This window comes from Arthrobacter sp. ISL-95, assembly GCF_018613695.1.
Lineage (GTDB): Bacteria > Actinomycetota > Actinomycetes > Actinomycetales > Micrococcaceae > Arthrobacter.
The window spans coordinates 175,354-190,088 of sequence record NZ_JAGGPR010000002.1 but is presented as its reverse complement, the minus strand read 5'-3'; the positions used below and the strand labels follow the sequence as shown (position 1 = coordinate 190,088).

The following is a 14,735-nucleotide window of genomic DNA, read 5'->3' as shown; positions in this document are numbered from 1 at the left end:
AGTCCTTAGGGGTACCGTGCGGATGTGGTGGAAGAAGGTGCGTCAGGCCTTGGAATCGTGCTGGCCCGAGGTTGCCGCGTTGGCGGCGGCCAGCAGTTCCGGTGGCAGGAGCAACGGGATGCCGTCCTCAATGCTGTAGCGGAGCTTTTCGCCGTCCGGGGCGGCATCGGTGGAAACCAACTCATCGCCCTCTTGGACCAGCGGTGAACCCGTCACGGGGCAGCGCAGGATGGACAACAGTTCAGGACTGACCTTTGGCATGAATGATGCTCCCTGGGTGGCGCCGGCACGGCGCCGCTGGCGGATATATCTGCAGATTCCAGACTACCGCGCAGGGAGATCGTGTTTTGATCCCGACGACGAATTGAGTCCACAGGCCAGGGCTCATGGCCTGGAAGACGGCCGGCTAGGACGGTTCGCGGAGGATACGCAAGTGCCCACGGCGGGTGCCCTCGGCGCCGGCGGGCGGCTCCATCTGGGCGTGGCTTTGCCGCGCAGGAGTTTCGGTTGGCGCCGACGCCGCCTCCCGCACCGCGTTGGCAAGCGCCAACAAATCATCCGGGCCCGGTTCCTGCGGCGTGGTGGGCATGGCCAGGCGAAGGACTTCCCAGCCACGCGGAACCGTCAGGGACTCTGCGTGCTGCGAGCAAAGATCATAGGCATGCGGTTCCGCGTACGTGGCCAGAGGCCCCAAGACTGCGGTTGACTCTGCGTACACGTACGTCAGAGTGGCCACCGCGGACTGGCGGCAGGCTGATCTTGAACACTGACGAATGGCACCCACAACATCCCAGATTAGCGCCATTGGGCAGCTGGATTGCGCATTGATCGTCCGGGACGCGCAAACTGTGCCGAGCATCAAGTAGCAACTCACCGGAGTATCAAGCGAAGCGGCGCGGTGCGGGCCATGAGGTCGCGCTGGCGGTTCCTCGGGACTAAAGTCGATATATGCAGTCACAGCCACATGTTCCCGGGTTCAATATCCGGTGGACTGACGCCGATGGCGATCAGGCCCAGGAACACGCCGGTACGGAAGTGCGGGGTTTCCGGCGACGCCGGCGCAACCGGCACGGACGGGGACTGCGCGGAGAACTGATGCTCCCTAACCTCCCCGGATTTCGCACCCGGGCAGAGCGCTTCGATGACATGGTGCTGGACTCCGCGGAGCGACTCCAGGACATGTGGGGCAAACAACTGGACGGCGTCCTCTTTGCCGTCGACGAAATACCGCCCAACCTTGAGCAGCTCGTCGCCACCGGAAACACGGCACCGCTGGGCTCCTACACCCCCGGCGGCCGCGGCGAGGCTCCCATGATCACCGTTTACCGTCGGGTGGTGGAGCAGGGAGTTTCCACCCGGGAAGAACTCCAAGACCTCGTCCATGATGTGGTGGTGGAGTACACCGCTGAGATGCTCGGCGTGCCGCCTGAGACACTGGACCCGGTCTACCGGCGTCGATACCAATAACTTTGGATCAATAACGACGCCGGCAGGCGGCTCAAACGGTCAGGGCGCGGCTAGTAGCCGAGGGATACAGGGACCTTCTGCAGTCCCGCTGCTGCATCCTGAATTGCCACCACCGAAACGTCTGTACGGCCTTGCTTTCCGATTACCAGCGCGCCGTATACGGGGTCACCCGAAGCGGAAACCACGTAGCCAGCCACCACCGAGCCGCCGGACTTCTCCGGTAGCTCGATCATGGAGGTGGTCCCGCCTGACATATCCACATCAACGGCTTTGCCCACCTTTCCGTCGGCAGTCACCGGAGCGTAGCTGACGGTACCCCGCCCCTCAGGGACACCGAGGCTCAAGGACCTTTGACCCTCCCGGGGAATGGCCACCAAGTGCTGGCTACCGAGGCGGGCCGACGACGGCGACCACGCAAAGTCCGTTGCATCTTCCGCTTTAACGCCGCGCGTTACCCTCGAAGATGCCAGGAACGAGACATCGGAACTGGCTCTGACCGTGTAGCTGCCGGCTGGAACGCCGTCCAGGTTAAGGGTGGCCACGGTCCCGCCTTTGACCGTCACCACTCCCCCGTTGGGAATCTTGCGTTCCCCGTTGGCACCATAGAGGCTGACTTGCACCACGGCGTCAGTGGATCCGGGTACCGCGATCTGAAGGGCCGGTACCGCATCGGCAAAACCTGCCTTCGCGGCCAGAGCTTTCACGCCTGCCGGGTCCTGAATATCGACGCCTGACATCACCTGCTGGTTCGATGGCCCCGCGCCCGGCGAGAGGTACTCCACACCACCTGGGGCAATTCCACGCAACACGCTCTGTTGGATAGTGGCTGCAACCGGGCCGCCTGTGCTTCGCACGTGCACGGCAAGCTGCGATTCCCCGGGCGCGAGTCCGCCCAGGTTTACCGAACGGGTGGTTCCAGGAGCCACCAGGAGACCACGGGCTCCCGGTGCCTGGATCTGACCTGCGTATCCATACAACTCAAGGTTCACTGTGGCCGGGGTCTCGGAGGCGTTACTCACGTTCAAAACCGCAGTTCGTCCAACAGCAGTGTTCGCACCCAGCAGCCAGGCGTCGTTGCCCGGTGGCTGGCATTGAGTTGACGCCAAGCCCCGGAGATCGCCGTCGGCGGCCGAATAGCTAAGATTCGCAGCCAATGACGCTTGCTCGTTTCCAAGGGCATCGGCGCCTACTACAGCCGGCGAGGTCACAGGGCTGATGGACGCGACGCCGGCCGCAAGTACCGGCGGACCAACAGTCGGCGTGGGCGTACTGGTTGGGGCCTCAGCGATCCGCGCCACTGTGTCACCACCGAGGGATGCCACGCTGCTCCCCGGCACCGTTCCGGCGGGGTTGCTCAGCACCACTGCGTTCAGGGCGCTGGTGGCCGTGGTGGAGACCGGGCTGAAGTCAGCATCCGTGCCCACCACGGTTCCGTTCACAAGCCTCGCCGGTTCGGGACAGACGCCCAAGGCACGGCCCGCAGGTACGTCGGCCTGGCGGACGTCCACAGTGGTCCCCCCGGAAGGTTCGGGCACCATTGACGTCGCGGCTACTGCGCCACCGCCCGCCGCAAGGATGACCACGGCTGAGAGAACGCCGGTGATAACGCCCTTGTTGGAACTGCGGCTGCCCGAACCCCGGCCGCTGGAGCTGCTACTGCCGGAGCTGCGGCTGCCCGAACCCCGGCCGTTGGAGCTGCGGGAATTGGAGCCGCGGGACTTCGTAGGCTCCGGAGCTCCAGTACTATCGCCGGACGGATTCTTCTGGTCCTCAGACACTGCTGTACTCCTTACGGAGGGAGACTTCGTCCCTCGACATGCCGGTTCGACTGCGGCGTGCGGGCATGGGCACGGCCAACAGAACCGTCAATCCGATCACCACCGCCTGCAGTATTCCGAACCACAAGGCCCAGGGGTTGGTGTAGCGGATTTCAAGGTCACCGCCGCTGGCCGGTAGCTCAAAGGCCTGTGACCAACCGGATGTTGTGGCCTGCAGTTGACGGCCATCCACCCAAGCTGTCCAACCTGGATCGGCGCGTTCAGCGAGGACGATCTTCCGGCCCTCCTCCCCGGATGACACCGTGGCGTCTACGTTCACTTCGTCAGATGGCAGCGTACTTATAAGAGCGCCTTGGGAGTCCACCATGCGCACCCGGTGTGCAGTGTCAGCGGCAGTAGCGGCTTCCTGGTTCCGGGGGGTCACCCGCCACAGCCACCCGGCGTCAGTCTGTCCTACGGCCACGAGTCCCGGGACGGCGTCGATCCTGCTGGCGGTTAGTTGGGCGGCGTTGTCCTCTGCTTTAAGGACTATGAATCCTGCACCAAGCTGCTCCAGATCGGTGCGCGGGTCCACGCCGGTTCCCGCCACGATGGTGGCGACAGCCCGGCGCAGGGAAGCCGTGGCAGCGTCGTCGTCCGCGATTTCCTCACGTCCCGGCGCACCAATGATGGTCCGTGCTGAGGCAATGGTGGACAAGCTGTCCAATGTGGTGCCGGCTCCGCGCATCAGCGAAGAGGAGAAAGCACCCTGCTCACCGCTGGTGATTACCAGCGTTCGCGTACGTTCGGGTCCCTGTCCACGATCCACGGCAGTAGCCGGCAACGTTCCTGTGTCTACGGACCATATATGGCGGCGGGTCCCAAGGGACGGCGCCTGCTCCCCAGCCCCGGCTGAGGCATTAAATCCGGCAGTCGGCGTGGGCTGGAGGACATTTTGCGCAGCCCAGGCCGCCATTCCCGCAAGGGGACCGGCAACCAGGAGTGCCATGGTAACTGCCGAGGCAATGCGTCGGAGTGGGAGCGAACGACGGGAAGTCTTAGGTTGCTTTCGAGGGGCAGTAAAGAGCTTTTCAGCACCAAGAATGGCAGCGCCCAGGAGCAACACCCCCGCCGCAGAAACGGCGGGGCCGGTGAAGGGACCAACGATCACGTTGTTGTTGACACCGGTGGCTACGTGGCCCACCAACCAGCCGCACGTAAGGACAACCAAGGCAACCAACCAGAACACCCTGGCCAACGCAGTGCGTTTACCGGGCAGGAACAGCGCAGCAACAGCAAGAATCAGGACTGGTGCGATGACCAGCAGAGCCAGCAGCAGAGCCCACGGCACAGCGCCGGGACCGAAGACCGTCAGACCCGTCAACCCGCCGTCGATGTCAAAAGCCAGCGGTTGGCCGAGAAGCTGCTGCCACAACGGAGCTGACTCGAACGTCAGCGGCAATCCGGGATCGGCCAACAACGAGCGTGGGCGGTCCAGCACGGATATTCCATAGGGCAGGAACAAGGCGACGGTTGGCAGAAGCGACCACCACAGCGTTTTTCCCCGTTGCCCGAGGACCACCGCGGCCAGGACCACCGCAACGACGATCGGCCCCAACAGTGACGGCGCCGATGCAGTGATTGCGGCCATGGCAAGACCTGCGGCGGCAGCGGCAGTCCAGGATGGTGTTCCGTTGATGCCTGGCTTACCGGTTATCAAGGCAGGCCGACGACTGAGCTGGGTCCCCGACAACGCAGGGCCGTGGGCAACTGCGGATCCCGAGGCGCGTAGCAGCGCGAGGAGCAACAGGGGCATCAAGACGTGGGCTACCAAAGCTCCGACGCGGCCCTCGTTGATGGCGATCAGGAGTGCGGGAGCACCGGACCATGCCAGGGCGGCCGCTAGCCGGAAACGGCGTTTGGTAGTAAGCGCGCCCGCCGCGAACCATGCGCCCAGTGCGGACAACGGCATGGCAAGGACCAGCAACCACACCATCGCGGCGTTGCCGTCACCACCGCCAAAGAGCGAAAGCAGCCACAGCACGTAGCCGAACGGATCGCCGTGCCCGGGCAGACCGGCGCCCAAGGAGATCCACCAGGTGGACGCATTGGCCCATATATCTCCTGGCGAGGCTGAGAGAGGGAGGAGCCCGCCCCCGGCAACGGTGCCGGAGCGGAGCAGTCCCAGCAGGCCTACGAGTGCTGCGGCGAGGGCCACCAGGGCGGCCGCGACGGCACCTGTGCCCACCCAGCCCCGTTCATTGGTGGCCAGCGCGGCGAAGTCATCGGAAGCATCCCCGCTGGGTTCGGGGGCTAGAAGATCGGAGAAAGCCGGCGTTTCATCGGCGGGCCGGATGGCTTCCAGCAAAGAGCGCCTGTTGGCACGCACCTCCCGCGTAGGCGTCTGCAGCCCGCGCACAACCGATCTGTGCACCCGGCGCGTCCTTGCCGCGACGCGGCGGCCCCTTGCAATGGCAAGTGGGCGGATGAGGGCAGCGATGGTGGCAGTGAACTGCGAGAGGCCATATCCCGGTTCTTTGACCAGGATGCTCAGCACGAGGCGCATGATCGCACCAAACAAGGCACCCACCGCCTGGAACGGGACATTCCACCACGGCGTATGCTTGAGCCGCATGTGGATCTGGGCTTTACGTGCCGCGGAGGACGTGCCCAAACCATGCGGGCGGTGTTCCACATGGAACATGCGGGCGCCGGGGACTACAACGACGCGATTGCCCGCTAGCCAGTTCCGCCAGCAGAAGTCCACGTCGTCGCCACTCCCCGGTAGAGCGGGGTCAAAACCGTGCAGGTACTCCCACACGTCGCGACGGATCAGCATGCCTGCTGAGTTCACGGCGAAAGTGTCGGTCCGGGCATCGTATTGCCCTTGATCGACTTCGTCCGCGTCAATCAGCGTCAGGCGTTCAGCCCAGCGACTGGTGGAGAGTCCCACATCCACCAGATGCCGCTGGTTGCCCCAGCCAAGCTGCTTGCAGCCCGCCACCGTTACAGAGGGCGCGCGTTCAACCGCATGAAGAAGCTCGGCCAACGCATCAGGCGCTGGCGCGGCGTCGTCATGCAGGAGCCAGATCCATTCGACGGAAGTGGTCTTCGCGCCGTTGCTGTCTTGCCCGGTACCACCTGCCGCATCCTTTGCGGCAACGGATGAAGGGGCGAGCTCCTGTAGGCCGGCTTGGACGGCTGCCCCGAAGCCCGACCTTGCATGCTGGAACGAGGTGACATTGTTCTGGCCGAGGGCCTCACTGAGCAACTCCAGCGAGTTATCCGTGGAACCTGTATCAACGCCAATGGCGGCATCTGCCGAACGCGTCTGGTCCGACAATGCCGCCAATGTCCTGGGCAGATAGTTGCCGCCGTCGTGGGAAACCACGACGGCGGTAACATGCACTTCCTTGAGAATTAGACCGCTCGCTTCCTTAGCCGACGACGCTCCCGCTCGGAGAGTCCGCCCCAAATTCCGAACCGCTCATCATTGGCGAGAGCATATTCCAGGCACTGTGAGCGGACGTTGCACGCTCCGCAAACCTTCTTGGCGTCCCTCGTTGATCCACCCTTTTCAGGGAAGAAAGCCTCAGGATCGGTTTGTGCGCACAACGCGTCAGTCTGCCAGCCGAGTTCGCCTTCGTCATCGAAGTCCCCCTGGGGCAGGCCGATCCACACGGGTTGCCCCGGCGTTTCGAGGGGACGACGCAGCTCCATGGGAGGGTCGTCCAGATCTTCATCCGGCCCAGCGGGCAGCAATGCCTCATGTGCGGCGAGGAGGGCTGTAGCCTGATCCTCCAAAGACTGCTGCACATTCTGGTTGTATCGGTCTGCCGCTTCCGGGTCCGCGGGGTCTACGTACCAATCCCCCGGTACTTCCCGCGAACGGTATTTTACCGACGCATGTTCTGCGACGACTGCATCTTCCTGGATACGCAACGCTTGCCCCATGGCGTCCCTCCTGATTTTGCAGCTGCTGCTTGGATGTGTTTCCGATTCCCGGTGACGTTCCGGGTATCTGTGCAGCGGCGTTGATTACTAATTACACGCGTGTAACTACCCGCCCGTCAAGCCGCGCCGGGATAATAATCAAGGATCTGTAAAAACGTGGGATGCGCCACGCCCAACATTTTTACCGCGCCGCCGCGTGTCGTGGCGGCAAATGGAAGCCCTCGATCGGCTCAGGTGAACTTTCATTGAATTTCCGCGGAAATTTCCATCAGGGGCTTCGAGAGGCCAACGACTGGAGAAACCATGGTGTGTTGCAATTCACAATCGCGGCACAATGCCCAGCACACCACGGAACCACCGTGGCAAGATTGAGGCATGAGCATCCCGGCAACGAACCTGATGACTGCCCTGCGATCCGGTCATTCAACGTCACCACGACTCACCTGGTACGGTCCCGACTCCGAGCGGGTTGAGCTTTCAGGCCGCGTCCTGGACAACTGGGTAGCCAAAACCAGCAACCTGCTGCAGGACGAACTTGACGCTGAACCCGGGATGTCAATCAGGCTGGACCTCCCGGCGCACTGGAAATCCTTCGTCTGGGCCTTGGCCGCTTGGCAACTGGGCATGGAGGTGGTCTTCGACGACACCTCGGCAGACCTCCTGGCTACGGACAAGCCCGACGACGGCGCCGGCTTCGGGGCAATCGTCGCCGTGCCGCTCGCGGCACTAGCCATGCGCTGGCCGGGAGAGCTGCCATCCGGCGTCGTGGATTACGCGGCTGAAGTCCGTTCCCACGGTGACGTCTTCATGGCCCACACCGAACCCGAGGCGGGCTTGCCCGCTGTACGCGGAACCGCAGGGCTGCGCCATGAACAACTTATTGACGGCTTTGCTGCTACTCAAGAGCCGGGCGTCCGTCTGCTGGTACGCGCTGCCGAAGGCCTGGAGCGATGCCTGGCAGCTTCTTTGGGCGCTTGGAAAGAGGACGGCTCCGTAGTCCTGGTACACCCGGACTTGGACGTGACCGAGCACCTGCTCGAGAACGAGCGCGTCAGCCGTCCTTAGCGTTAGAGATTCTTGACCGAGGGGAATTCACCGGTTGCAGGGTTCACGCCTGTTTCGGAACCGCTCTTGGACTTGTGGTGAAGATCGATAATCTCGTGGTCATGCGAGAACTCGGGTTCGGCGTCCAGCTCTTCGTTGAACACCCAGAAGCGGTAGGCGAAGAAACGGAAGATAGTGCCCAGGATGAGGCCAACGACGCTGCCGGCGATGAAAAGCGACGGCTTGTCGTTGAGGTCCAGGATGTACTTGGCGAACCACACACAACCGGACGCAATCAGGAGCCCCACAAGGTTCATGACGGCAAACAGCACGGCCTCTCGGACAACGTTGGCCTGTTTACGATGCCGGAACGTCCAGAAGCGGTTTGCCACCCAGGAAAAAATACTCGCAACAATCGTCGCAATAGCCTTCGCCCACACTTCGCTGCCGTGCATCGGACCGGAAAACAGCCAGATGAAAACCGCCGAGTCGATGACAAAAGCAACACCGCCGACGGCGCCGAACTTTGCTACCTCACGCCAAAAAAGTGAGGCAAGTCCGCGGATGCGATCTGCAAGTGTGGTGATCATGACCCTCCATGGCCGTTGAAAAAGTGGGCCGATGGGCCAAGCTCATTTTAGCGCCGATTTCCCTGCGCTGCCTTTGAGGGGGCTGTGAGAAGGCCGATACTGGCCCTCTACGTTGCAAAAAACCGTCCACGGGGGCGGCAGAATCAGTGATCCCGCCAGCGGTTCGGTAGGCTGAACCTTGTGACTTTTCCAGTAATTGGCGTTGTTGGCGGCGGCCAACTCGCACGAATGATGGCTCCGCCCGCTACCGCCCTGGGCTTCGAACTCCGTGTTTTGGCCGAGGGTGAGGACGTTTCTGCCGTGGCCGCAGTGGCCACGGCGCCCATTGGCGACTACAAGGACCTGGACGCTCTTCTTGAGTTCTCCAAGGGCCTGGACGTCATGACCTTCGATCACGAACACGTCCCCACCCAGCACCTCCAGGCCCTGCTGGACGCCGGCGTCAACGTCCAGCCAGGCCCTGATGCTTTGGTTAACGCCCAGGACAAGCTGGTGATGCGCGCTGCCATTGATCGTCTTGGGCTGCCTAACCCCGAGTGGTCTGCGGTCAACACCGTTGAGGAACTGGTGGGCTTTGGCGACAGGATCGGCTGGCCCGTAGTTCTGAAGACGCCCCGCGGCGGCTACGACGGCAAGGGTGTGCGGATTGTTGACTCCCCGGACGACGCCCGGGACACAGCCGACTGGTTCGAGGCCATGAGCCCCCTGCTAGCCGAAGCCAAGGTTGATTTCAGCCGTGAGCTCTCAGCCCTTGTGGCACGCAGTCCCAGTGGAGAATCCCGTGCCTGGCCCGTGGTGCACACCATCCAGGTGGACGGGGTTTGCGACGAAGTGATTGCACCCGCCCAGAACATTTCCATTGAAGTGGCTGCTGCCGCCGAAGAGGCGGCCCTCCGCATTGCCAACGAGCTCGGCGTCACTGGGGTGATGGCTGCAGAACTCTTCGAAACGCCGGGAGCCGGAGTGGGATTCCTCATCAACGAGTTGGCCATGCGACCGCATAACACTGGTCACTGGACGCAGGACGGCTCCATCACCAGCCAGTTCGAGCAGCACCTGCGGGCCGTGTTGGACCTTCCGTTGGGCGCCACCGATGCCCTGGCACCTGTGGTGGTCATGAAGAACTTCCTGGGCGGCGACAACCAAGACCTTTTCAAAGCCTTCCCTATGGCGTTGGCCTTCGAACCTGCGGCAAAAGTGCATTCCTACGGCAAGTCCGTCCGCCCCGGCCGCAAGATCGGCCACGTGAACCTCGTTGGTAGCTCGGTTTCCGATGTCGAGTCCGTCCGCCAGCGCGCTACCGCGGTAGCCAACATCATCCGTGACGGCCGGAAACCGGAACAGACCACCCTTGAGGAGACCGCATGACTTCGGAAACAACAGCCCCACTGGTTGGACTCGTGATGGGCTCGGATTCCGATTGGCCGGTCATGGAGGCCGCCGCGGACGCCCTGGCCGAGTTCGGCATCCCCTTCGAGGCGGACGTGGTCTCAGCCCACCGCATGCCTACCGAAATGATCCGTTACGGACAGACGGCCCATGAACGCGGCCTGCGCGTCATCATCGCAGGCGCCGGTGGCGCAGCCCACCTCCCCGGCATGCTGGCGTCGGTTACGCCCCTTCCGGTCATCGGAGTCCCGGTCCCCCTCAAAACCCTTGATGGCATGGACTCCCTGCTGTCCATCGTGCAAATGCCTGCCGGCGTTCCAGTAGCCACGGTGTCCATCGCGGGCGCCCGCAACGCGGGACTCCTTGCTGTTCGTATGCTGGCTTCAGGAACCGATGAACTTGCGTCCAGGCTTCGCGCAGACCTCCTCACCTTTGCCCAGGAATTGAATGACGTCGCCACCAAGAAGGGCGAAAACCTGCGCCACAAGGTAGAAGAGGTCTTCTCCCCCGCCAACGCATCCGCCCGGAGCTCCCGCTAGGAAGGCAGCGGCTGATGACCATGCACAAGACCCCGGGTCAGCCCGGTTCCGCCCTGACTGATCCCGTCCGCTATCCGTCCGGCGCAAGCGCTCCGGTGCGGACCAAACGCGCCTTTGTGCTGGTCCTCCTCACTCTCTTTGTTCCCGGCAGCGCCCAAATCGTTGCCGGGGACCGCAAACTTGGCCGCATTGCTTTGCGCGTCACCATTACGGTGTGGGCCCTTGCCCTGCTCACGCTGTCCATTGCTTTGGTGAATCGAAGCTTGCTGCTCAGCCTTGCCACCCACCCCGTGGGCTCGTTGTTCATCATTGTGATTCTGGTGGCGTTGGCCTTGGGCTGGGCTTTCCTGTTCCTCAATACTTTTCGGATCATCAGGCCTGGACTCCTGGCCCCAGGAATGCGGCCCATCATCGCTGTGGTCCTGGCAGTAAGCACTGTCATCGCCAGCGGGTCCCTGGGCTACCTCGCCTACGTGCTGAACGTGAGCCGAAATGCGATTGGCAGCATCTTCGACGCCGGTCCTGCCATTGATCCCGTGGACGGACGCTATAACTTCCTCATGATGGGCGGCGACGCCGGCGACGACAGGACAGGTCGCCGGCCGGACAGCCTCTCCGTCATCAGCGTCGATGCGAAAACGGGCGAGAGCGCCATCATCTCCGTCCCGCGTAACCTTCAGAATGCGCAGTTCAGCGAGGGCTCGCCCATGCGCAAGATCTACCCGGATGGCTACAACTGCGGCGACGAATGCCTCATCAACGCCGTTAACACCGAGGTCACCAACAACTACCAGGATCTCTATCCGGGAGTTCCCGATCCCGGCGCCCAGGCCACGCTCGAAGCTGTGTCCGGCACGTTGGGCATCACCGTCCAGGCATATGTGCTGGTGGATATGGACGGCTTCGCCAAGCTCATCGACGCCATGGGCGGAATCCGCATCAAGGCCGGAGGTTGGGTGCCCATCAGTGGTCCCGTCACTGATGAGGCCAACGGAATTCACGGCATGCCTGATGGCTGGATCCCCGCCGGGGACCAGCAGCTGAATGGGTTCCAGGCCCTGTGGTACGGACGGTCCCGCGAATTCGTGGATGACTACGCCCGCATTGCGCGCCAACAGTGCGTGCAGCAGGCCATGCTCAAGCAGCTGGACCCCGCCACCCTCCTCACCAAGTTCGAGGACATCGCCAACGCCGGCACCAAGGTGGTCGACTCCAATATTTCTTCCAACCAGCTGGGCAGCTTCGTGGACCTCGCTTTGAAGTCCAAGAACCAGCCGGTCAAGCGCCTCACTATCGGGCCCCCGGATTTTGACGCTTCCTTCTCCACGGTGCCCGACTTTGACCTGATCCATTCCAAGGTCCAGGAAGTTCTGGCGTCGTCCAACACGCCCAAGGCGCGTGACGCCGTCGTTTCCTATGACGGAGCTACTGCCGGGGCCGTCATGGCAGCCGGTCCGCTGGCGGGGTCCGTACCTGCCAGCCAGTTGCCGTCGCCATCGGCCGACTTTACGCCGGTGACCACCACACCCGACGGCACTCCGATCACCATCGAGTTGCTGAACGGCCTCAAAGCCCAAGGCGATGAGCAAGGCATCCGGGATCTGGTGGCTACCAACGGACAGTGCGCGCCGCTGTAAGCTGCCTTCCGCCCCTCACGTTCAGCGCGACGATAAGGACTTTCTTTCGTGTACCAGATTGAGAATGTTTTGCGACCCTATGCGTGGGGTTCGACGACGGCGATTGCCGAGTTGCTGGGTCGGCCTGCATCGGGTGGTCCCGAAGCAGAAATGTGGATCGGAGCCCACCCGGACTCCCCCTCCACAGCCGTCCACCCCAACGGGGTCACTCAGCCACTGGACGCATTGATCGCCTCGGATCCCCTGCGCTGCCTGGGTTCGGAAAGCATCGCCGAGTTCGGACCCCGGCTGCCGTTCCTCACCAAATTCCTCGCTGCCGGCCAGCCCCTGTCCCTGCAGGTGCACCCAAGCCTGGATCAGGCGAAGGAAGGGTTCGCCCGCGAGAACGCCGCCGGCATCCCCGCGGATGCAGCAGAACGCAACTACCGCGACGACAACCACAAACCGGAGATGATCTTTGCCCTGACTCCGTTCAAGGCTCTGTGTGGCTTCCGCCCTCCCTCCGCGTCCAAAGCGGTCTTTGAGCATCTGGCCCGCGTCCTTGATTCCGCTGCCGTCACTGTTCCGTCCGTGATGACCAACGTCATTTCGGACCTTGCTTTGCCTGACGAGTCCGCTGCCCTGAAAGCAGCTTTCAGCCGTCTGATCGAGGGCGGCAGCCAGGTTTCCGATGCGATCAACGAAGTGGTGGCCGTCTTCTCCGCCGGCGCGCCGTTGGAACCGCACCGTGAGGTGCTTGCCGCGATGTTGGACATCAATGAGGCCTTCCCGGGCGATCCCGGCGTCCTCATCTCGCTCCTTCTGAACCACCTGTCTCTGGAACCCGGCGAGGTTGTGTACCTGCCTGCCGGGAATATCCACGCCTACCTCCACGGCTTGGGTGTGGAAGTCATGGCTTCCTCCGATAACGTGCTGCGCGGCGGCCTCACCGCCAAACACCTGGACATCCCTGAGCTTCTCAGGACCGTACGCTTCGAAGCTCTCGGCGTGCCGCGTGTCCAGCTCAGCGGGACGGAGTTCGGTCAGGAACTGTATCGGCCGCCATTCAAGGAATTCCAGCTCCAGCGCATTGAGCTTGGCCCCGGCGCCGAACCGGTGCCCTTGGCACAAACCGGGCCGGCCGTCGTCGTGGTGGTCGCCGGTTCGGTGCTGCTCGACTCGCCCAAGAGCGACCTCCGGCTTGAGCGTGGCGCCGCTGCGTTCATCCCCGACATCGAAGCGCCCGTCAACGTCCACCCGGTGCAGGGTGCCACGGACGTCAGTGTTGCCTTCGCCGTGACCACCGGCCTGGGGAACTGATCCATGGAGTTTTTCCTGCAAACGCCCGCGTGGGCGGCTGTCCAGCGTTCCTTGGGACGCCGTGTCCACGAGCAGTCCGGACCCGGCTGGAGCTTCCTCGCCATCGAGGAGAAGAACCATGCCGGCAAGGTCATTTACGCTCCTTACGGCCCTGTGGCTGAGTCAGTGGAAGCTTTCGACGCCGCCACTGCAGCCTTGGTGGCACTGGCGAAGAATGAGGGTGCGGTCTTCGTACGGATGGAGCCCGCAGCCGCAGGACTTACAGCGTCCGACGCCGGTTCCCTCCTTCGCGCCCGCGGCTTGAGGCCCGCGCCGGTCAACCAGCAGCCTGAGCTCAGCTGGATCGTGGATCTTGAGGGGGACTTCAAGGATGTCCTGGCCGGCATGAAGCCGACCAACAGGAACCTCTACCGGAACATCCACAAGAAGGGCGTGACGTTCCGCGCTTCACGGGATCCCGCCGACATCAGAATTCTCCTGCACTTCCTCCACCTGACAGCTGCACGGAACGGCTTCAAGCCCCAAAGTGACGAGTACCTTACCCAAGTAGCTGCCTCCCTGCTGCCCAACGGCGCTGGGACGCTGTTCATCGCGGAGCTTGAGGGCGAACCGATCGCCGCTGCTTTCACCTACGACTCCGCGGACACCCGCGTGTACGCCCACGCAGCCCTGGATGATACCCATCGCAAGCTCAGCGCGGGCATCCCCCTCCTGGTGACCCTGATGGCTGACGCCAAGGAGAAGGGCCTCAAACACGTGGACCTCTGGGGTGTGGCCCCCGAAGACCAGCCGGACCACAAATGGGCGGGCTTCACTGCGTTCAAGAAGTCATTCGGTGGACGCGAAGTCTCCTACCCCGGCACCTGGGACCTCCCGGTCAACAAGCTCCGCTATGGCGCCTACCAGCTGGCCAGAAAACTCCGCGACAAACTCCGCTAGGCCCCACCGTCACCCCCAATAGCGCGCAAGGCCGGGCGCCCACGCAATCTCCTCTGGACAGCGAAAAGCGCCCCATCGCGGGAGCGGCATCAAATCGACGAGGTACGAGGAGATAGCCGC

The 14,735-nt window shown here is 63.1% G+C and carries 13 protein-coding genes; 7 read left to right on the top strand and 6 right to left on the bottom strand.

The genetic code is table 11. The features are described 5' to 3' along the window. Positions 1-42: 42 nt before the first annotated feature. Together J7I86_RS02000 and J7I86_RS01995 are read right to left on the bottom strand one after the other, a co-directional pair. A complete protein-coding gene (locus J7I86_RS02000) occupies positions 43-261 on the bottom strand; it encodes a Trm112 family protein (protein ID WP_214815106.1) in 219 nt (72 codons plus the stop codon). Positions 262-406: 145 nt separating this feature from the next. Beyond that, positions 407-805 (bottom strand): DUF3499 domain-containing protein, encoded by a 399-nt coding sequence (locus J7I86_RS01995; protein WP_159735110.1) that lies wholly within the window; start codon positions 803-805, stop codon positions 407-409. A 143-nt stretch (positions 806-948) separates the two neighbouring features. On the opposite strand from J7I86_RS01995, the gene J7I86_RS01990 reads away from it, so the two are divergent. Then, positions 949-1,467 carry a metallopeptidase family protein gene (locus J7I86_RS01990; RefSeq protein WP_214815105.1) on the top strand — a complete coding sequence of 173 codons (519 nt, stop codon included), beginning with the start codon at positions 949-951 and terminating at the stop codon, positions 1,465-1,467. A 50-nt stretch (positions 1,468-1,517) separates the two neighbouring features. Here the strand turns inward: J7I86_RS01990 and J7I86_RS01985 are convergent, their stop codons facing one another. From J7I86_RS01985 to J7I86_RS01975, 3 genes are read right to left on the bottom strand one after another with little or no spacing between them, the layout of a single operon-like run. After that, on the bottom strand, positions 1,518-3,245 hold the full coding sequence (locus tag J7I86_RS01985) for a DUF5719 family protein (RefSeq protein ID WP_214815104.1): 1,728 nt from the start codon (positions 3,243-3,245) through the stop codon (positions 1,518-1,520). After that, on the bottom strand, positions 3,238-6,633 hold the full coding sequence (locus tag J7I86_RS01980) for a glycosyltransferase family 2 protein (RefSeq protein ID WP_214815103.1): 3,396 nt from the start codon (positions 6,631-6,633) through the stop codon (positions 3,238-3,240). Before J7I86_RS01980 ends, J7I86_RS01985 begins: the two co-directional genes overlap by 8 nt. A gap of 11 nt (positions 6,634-6,644) precedes the next feature. After that, positions 6,645-7,178 carry a WhiB family transcriptional regulator gene (locus J7I86_RS01975; RefSeq protein WP_214815102.1) on the bottom strand — a complete coding sequence of 178 codons (534 nt, stop codon included), beginning with the start codon at positions 7,176-7,178 and terminating at the stop codon, positions 6,645-6,647. A gap of 375 nt (positions 7,179-7,553) precedes the next feature. Here J7I86_RS01975 and J7I86_RS01970 point away from each other — a divergent pair, with 375 nt between their 5' ends. Beyond that, positions 7,554-8,243 (top strand): TIGR03089 family protein, encoded by a 690-nt coding sequence (locus J7I86_RS01970; RefSeq protein ID WP_214815101.1) that lies wholly within the window; start codon positions 7,554-7,556, stop codon positions 8,241-8,243. A gap of 2 nt (positions 8,244-8,245) precedes the next feature. Here J7I86_RS01970 and J7I86_RS01965 read toward each other — a convergent pair whose 3' ends face one another. After that, entirely contained in the window at positions 8,246-8,812 is a 567-nt protein-coding gene (locus J7I86_RS01965) for a GtrA family protein (protein ID WP_214815100.1), read from the bottom strand. A 180-nt stretch (positions 8,813-8,992) separates the two neighbouring features. Between J7I86_RS01965 and J7I86_RS01960 the strand changes: the two genes are divergently transcribed. The 5 genes from J7I86_RS01960 to J7I86_RS01940 are packed head-to-tail and all read left to right on the top strand — an operon-like array spanning position 8,993 to position 14,615. Beyond that, positions 8,993-10,180: a 5-(carboxyamino)imidazole ribonucleotide synthase gene (locus J7I86_RS01960; protein ID WP_214815099.1), complete on the top strand. Its 1,188-nt coding sequence runs from the start codon at positions 8,993-8,995 to the stop codon at positions 10,178-10,180. Continuing rightward, the gene (gene purE, locus J7I86_RS01955; RefSeq protein ID WP_214815098.1) at positions 10,177-10,740 is read left to right on the top strand and encodes a 5-(carboxyamino)imidazole ribonucleotide mutase; all 564 of its coding nucleotides are present in this window, start codon (positions 10,177-10,179) and stop codon (positions 10,738-10,740) included. Before J7I86_RS01960 ends, purE begins: the two co-directional genes overlap by 4 nt. Before the next feature lie 14 nt (positions 10,741-10,754). After that, positions 10,755-12,377 carry an LCP family protein gene (locus J7I86_RS01950; RefSeq protein WP_214815097.1) on the top strand — a complete coding sequence of 541 codons (1,623 nt, stop codon included), beginning with the start codon at positions 10,755-10,757 and terminating at the stop codon, positions 12,375-12,377. Between the two features lie 48 nt (positions 12,378-12,425). After that, the gene (manA, locus tag J7I86_RS01945; protein WP_214815096.1) at positions 12,426-13,676 is read left to right on the top strand and encodes a mannose-6-phosphate isomerase, class I; all 1,251 of its coding nucleotides are present in this window, start codon (positions 12,426-12,428) and stop codon (positions 13,674-13,676) included. A 3-nt stretch (positions 13,677-13,679) separates the two neighbouring features. Further along, positions 13,680-14,615, top strand: coding sequence for a peptidoglycan bridge formation glycyltransferase FemA/FemB family protein (locus J7I86_RS01940; RefSeq protein ID WP_214815095.1), 936 nt, complete (start codon positions 13,680-13,682; stop codon positions 14,613-14,615). Positions 14,616-14,735 lie beyond the last annotated feature (120 nt).

Coding starts and splice junctions, on each gene's coding strand:
- J7I86_RS02000 (WP_214815106.1), bottom strand. CDS start 261: ATGCCAAAGGTCAGTCCTGAACTGTTGTCCATCCTGCGCTGCCCCGTG.
- J7I86_RS01995 (WP_159735110.1), bottom strand. CDS start 805: ATGGCGCTAATCTGGGATGTTGTGGGTGCCATTCGTCAGTGTTCAAGA.
- J7I86_RS01990 (WP_214815105.1), top strand. CDS start 949: ATGCAGTCACAGCCACATGTTCCCGGGTTCAATATCCGGTGGACTGAC.
- J7I86_RS01975 (WP_214815102.1), bottom strand. CDS start 7,178: ATGGGGCAAGCGTTGCGTATCCAGGAAGATGCAGTCGTCGCAGAACAT.
- J7I86_RS01970 (WP_214815101.1), top strand. CDS start 7,554: ATGAGCATCCCGGCAACGAACCTGATGACTGCCCTGCGATCCGGTCAT.
- J7I86_RS01965 (WP_214815100.1), bottom strand. CDS start 8,812: ATGATCACCACACTTGCAGATCGCATCCGCGGACTTGCCTCACTTTTT.
- purE (WP_214815098.1), top strand. CDS start 10,177: ATGACTTCGGAAACAACAGCCCCACTGGTTGGACTCGTGATGGGCTCG.
- J7I86_RS01950 (WP_214815097.1), top strand. CDS start 10,755: ATGACCATGCACAAGACCCCGGGTCAGCCCGGTTCCGCCCTGACTGAT.
- J7I86_RS01940 (WP_214815095.1), top strand. CDS start 13,680: ATGGAGTTTTTCCTGCAAACGCCCGCGTGGGCGGCTGTCCAGCGTTCC.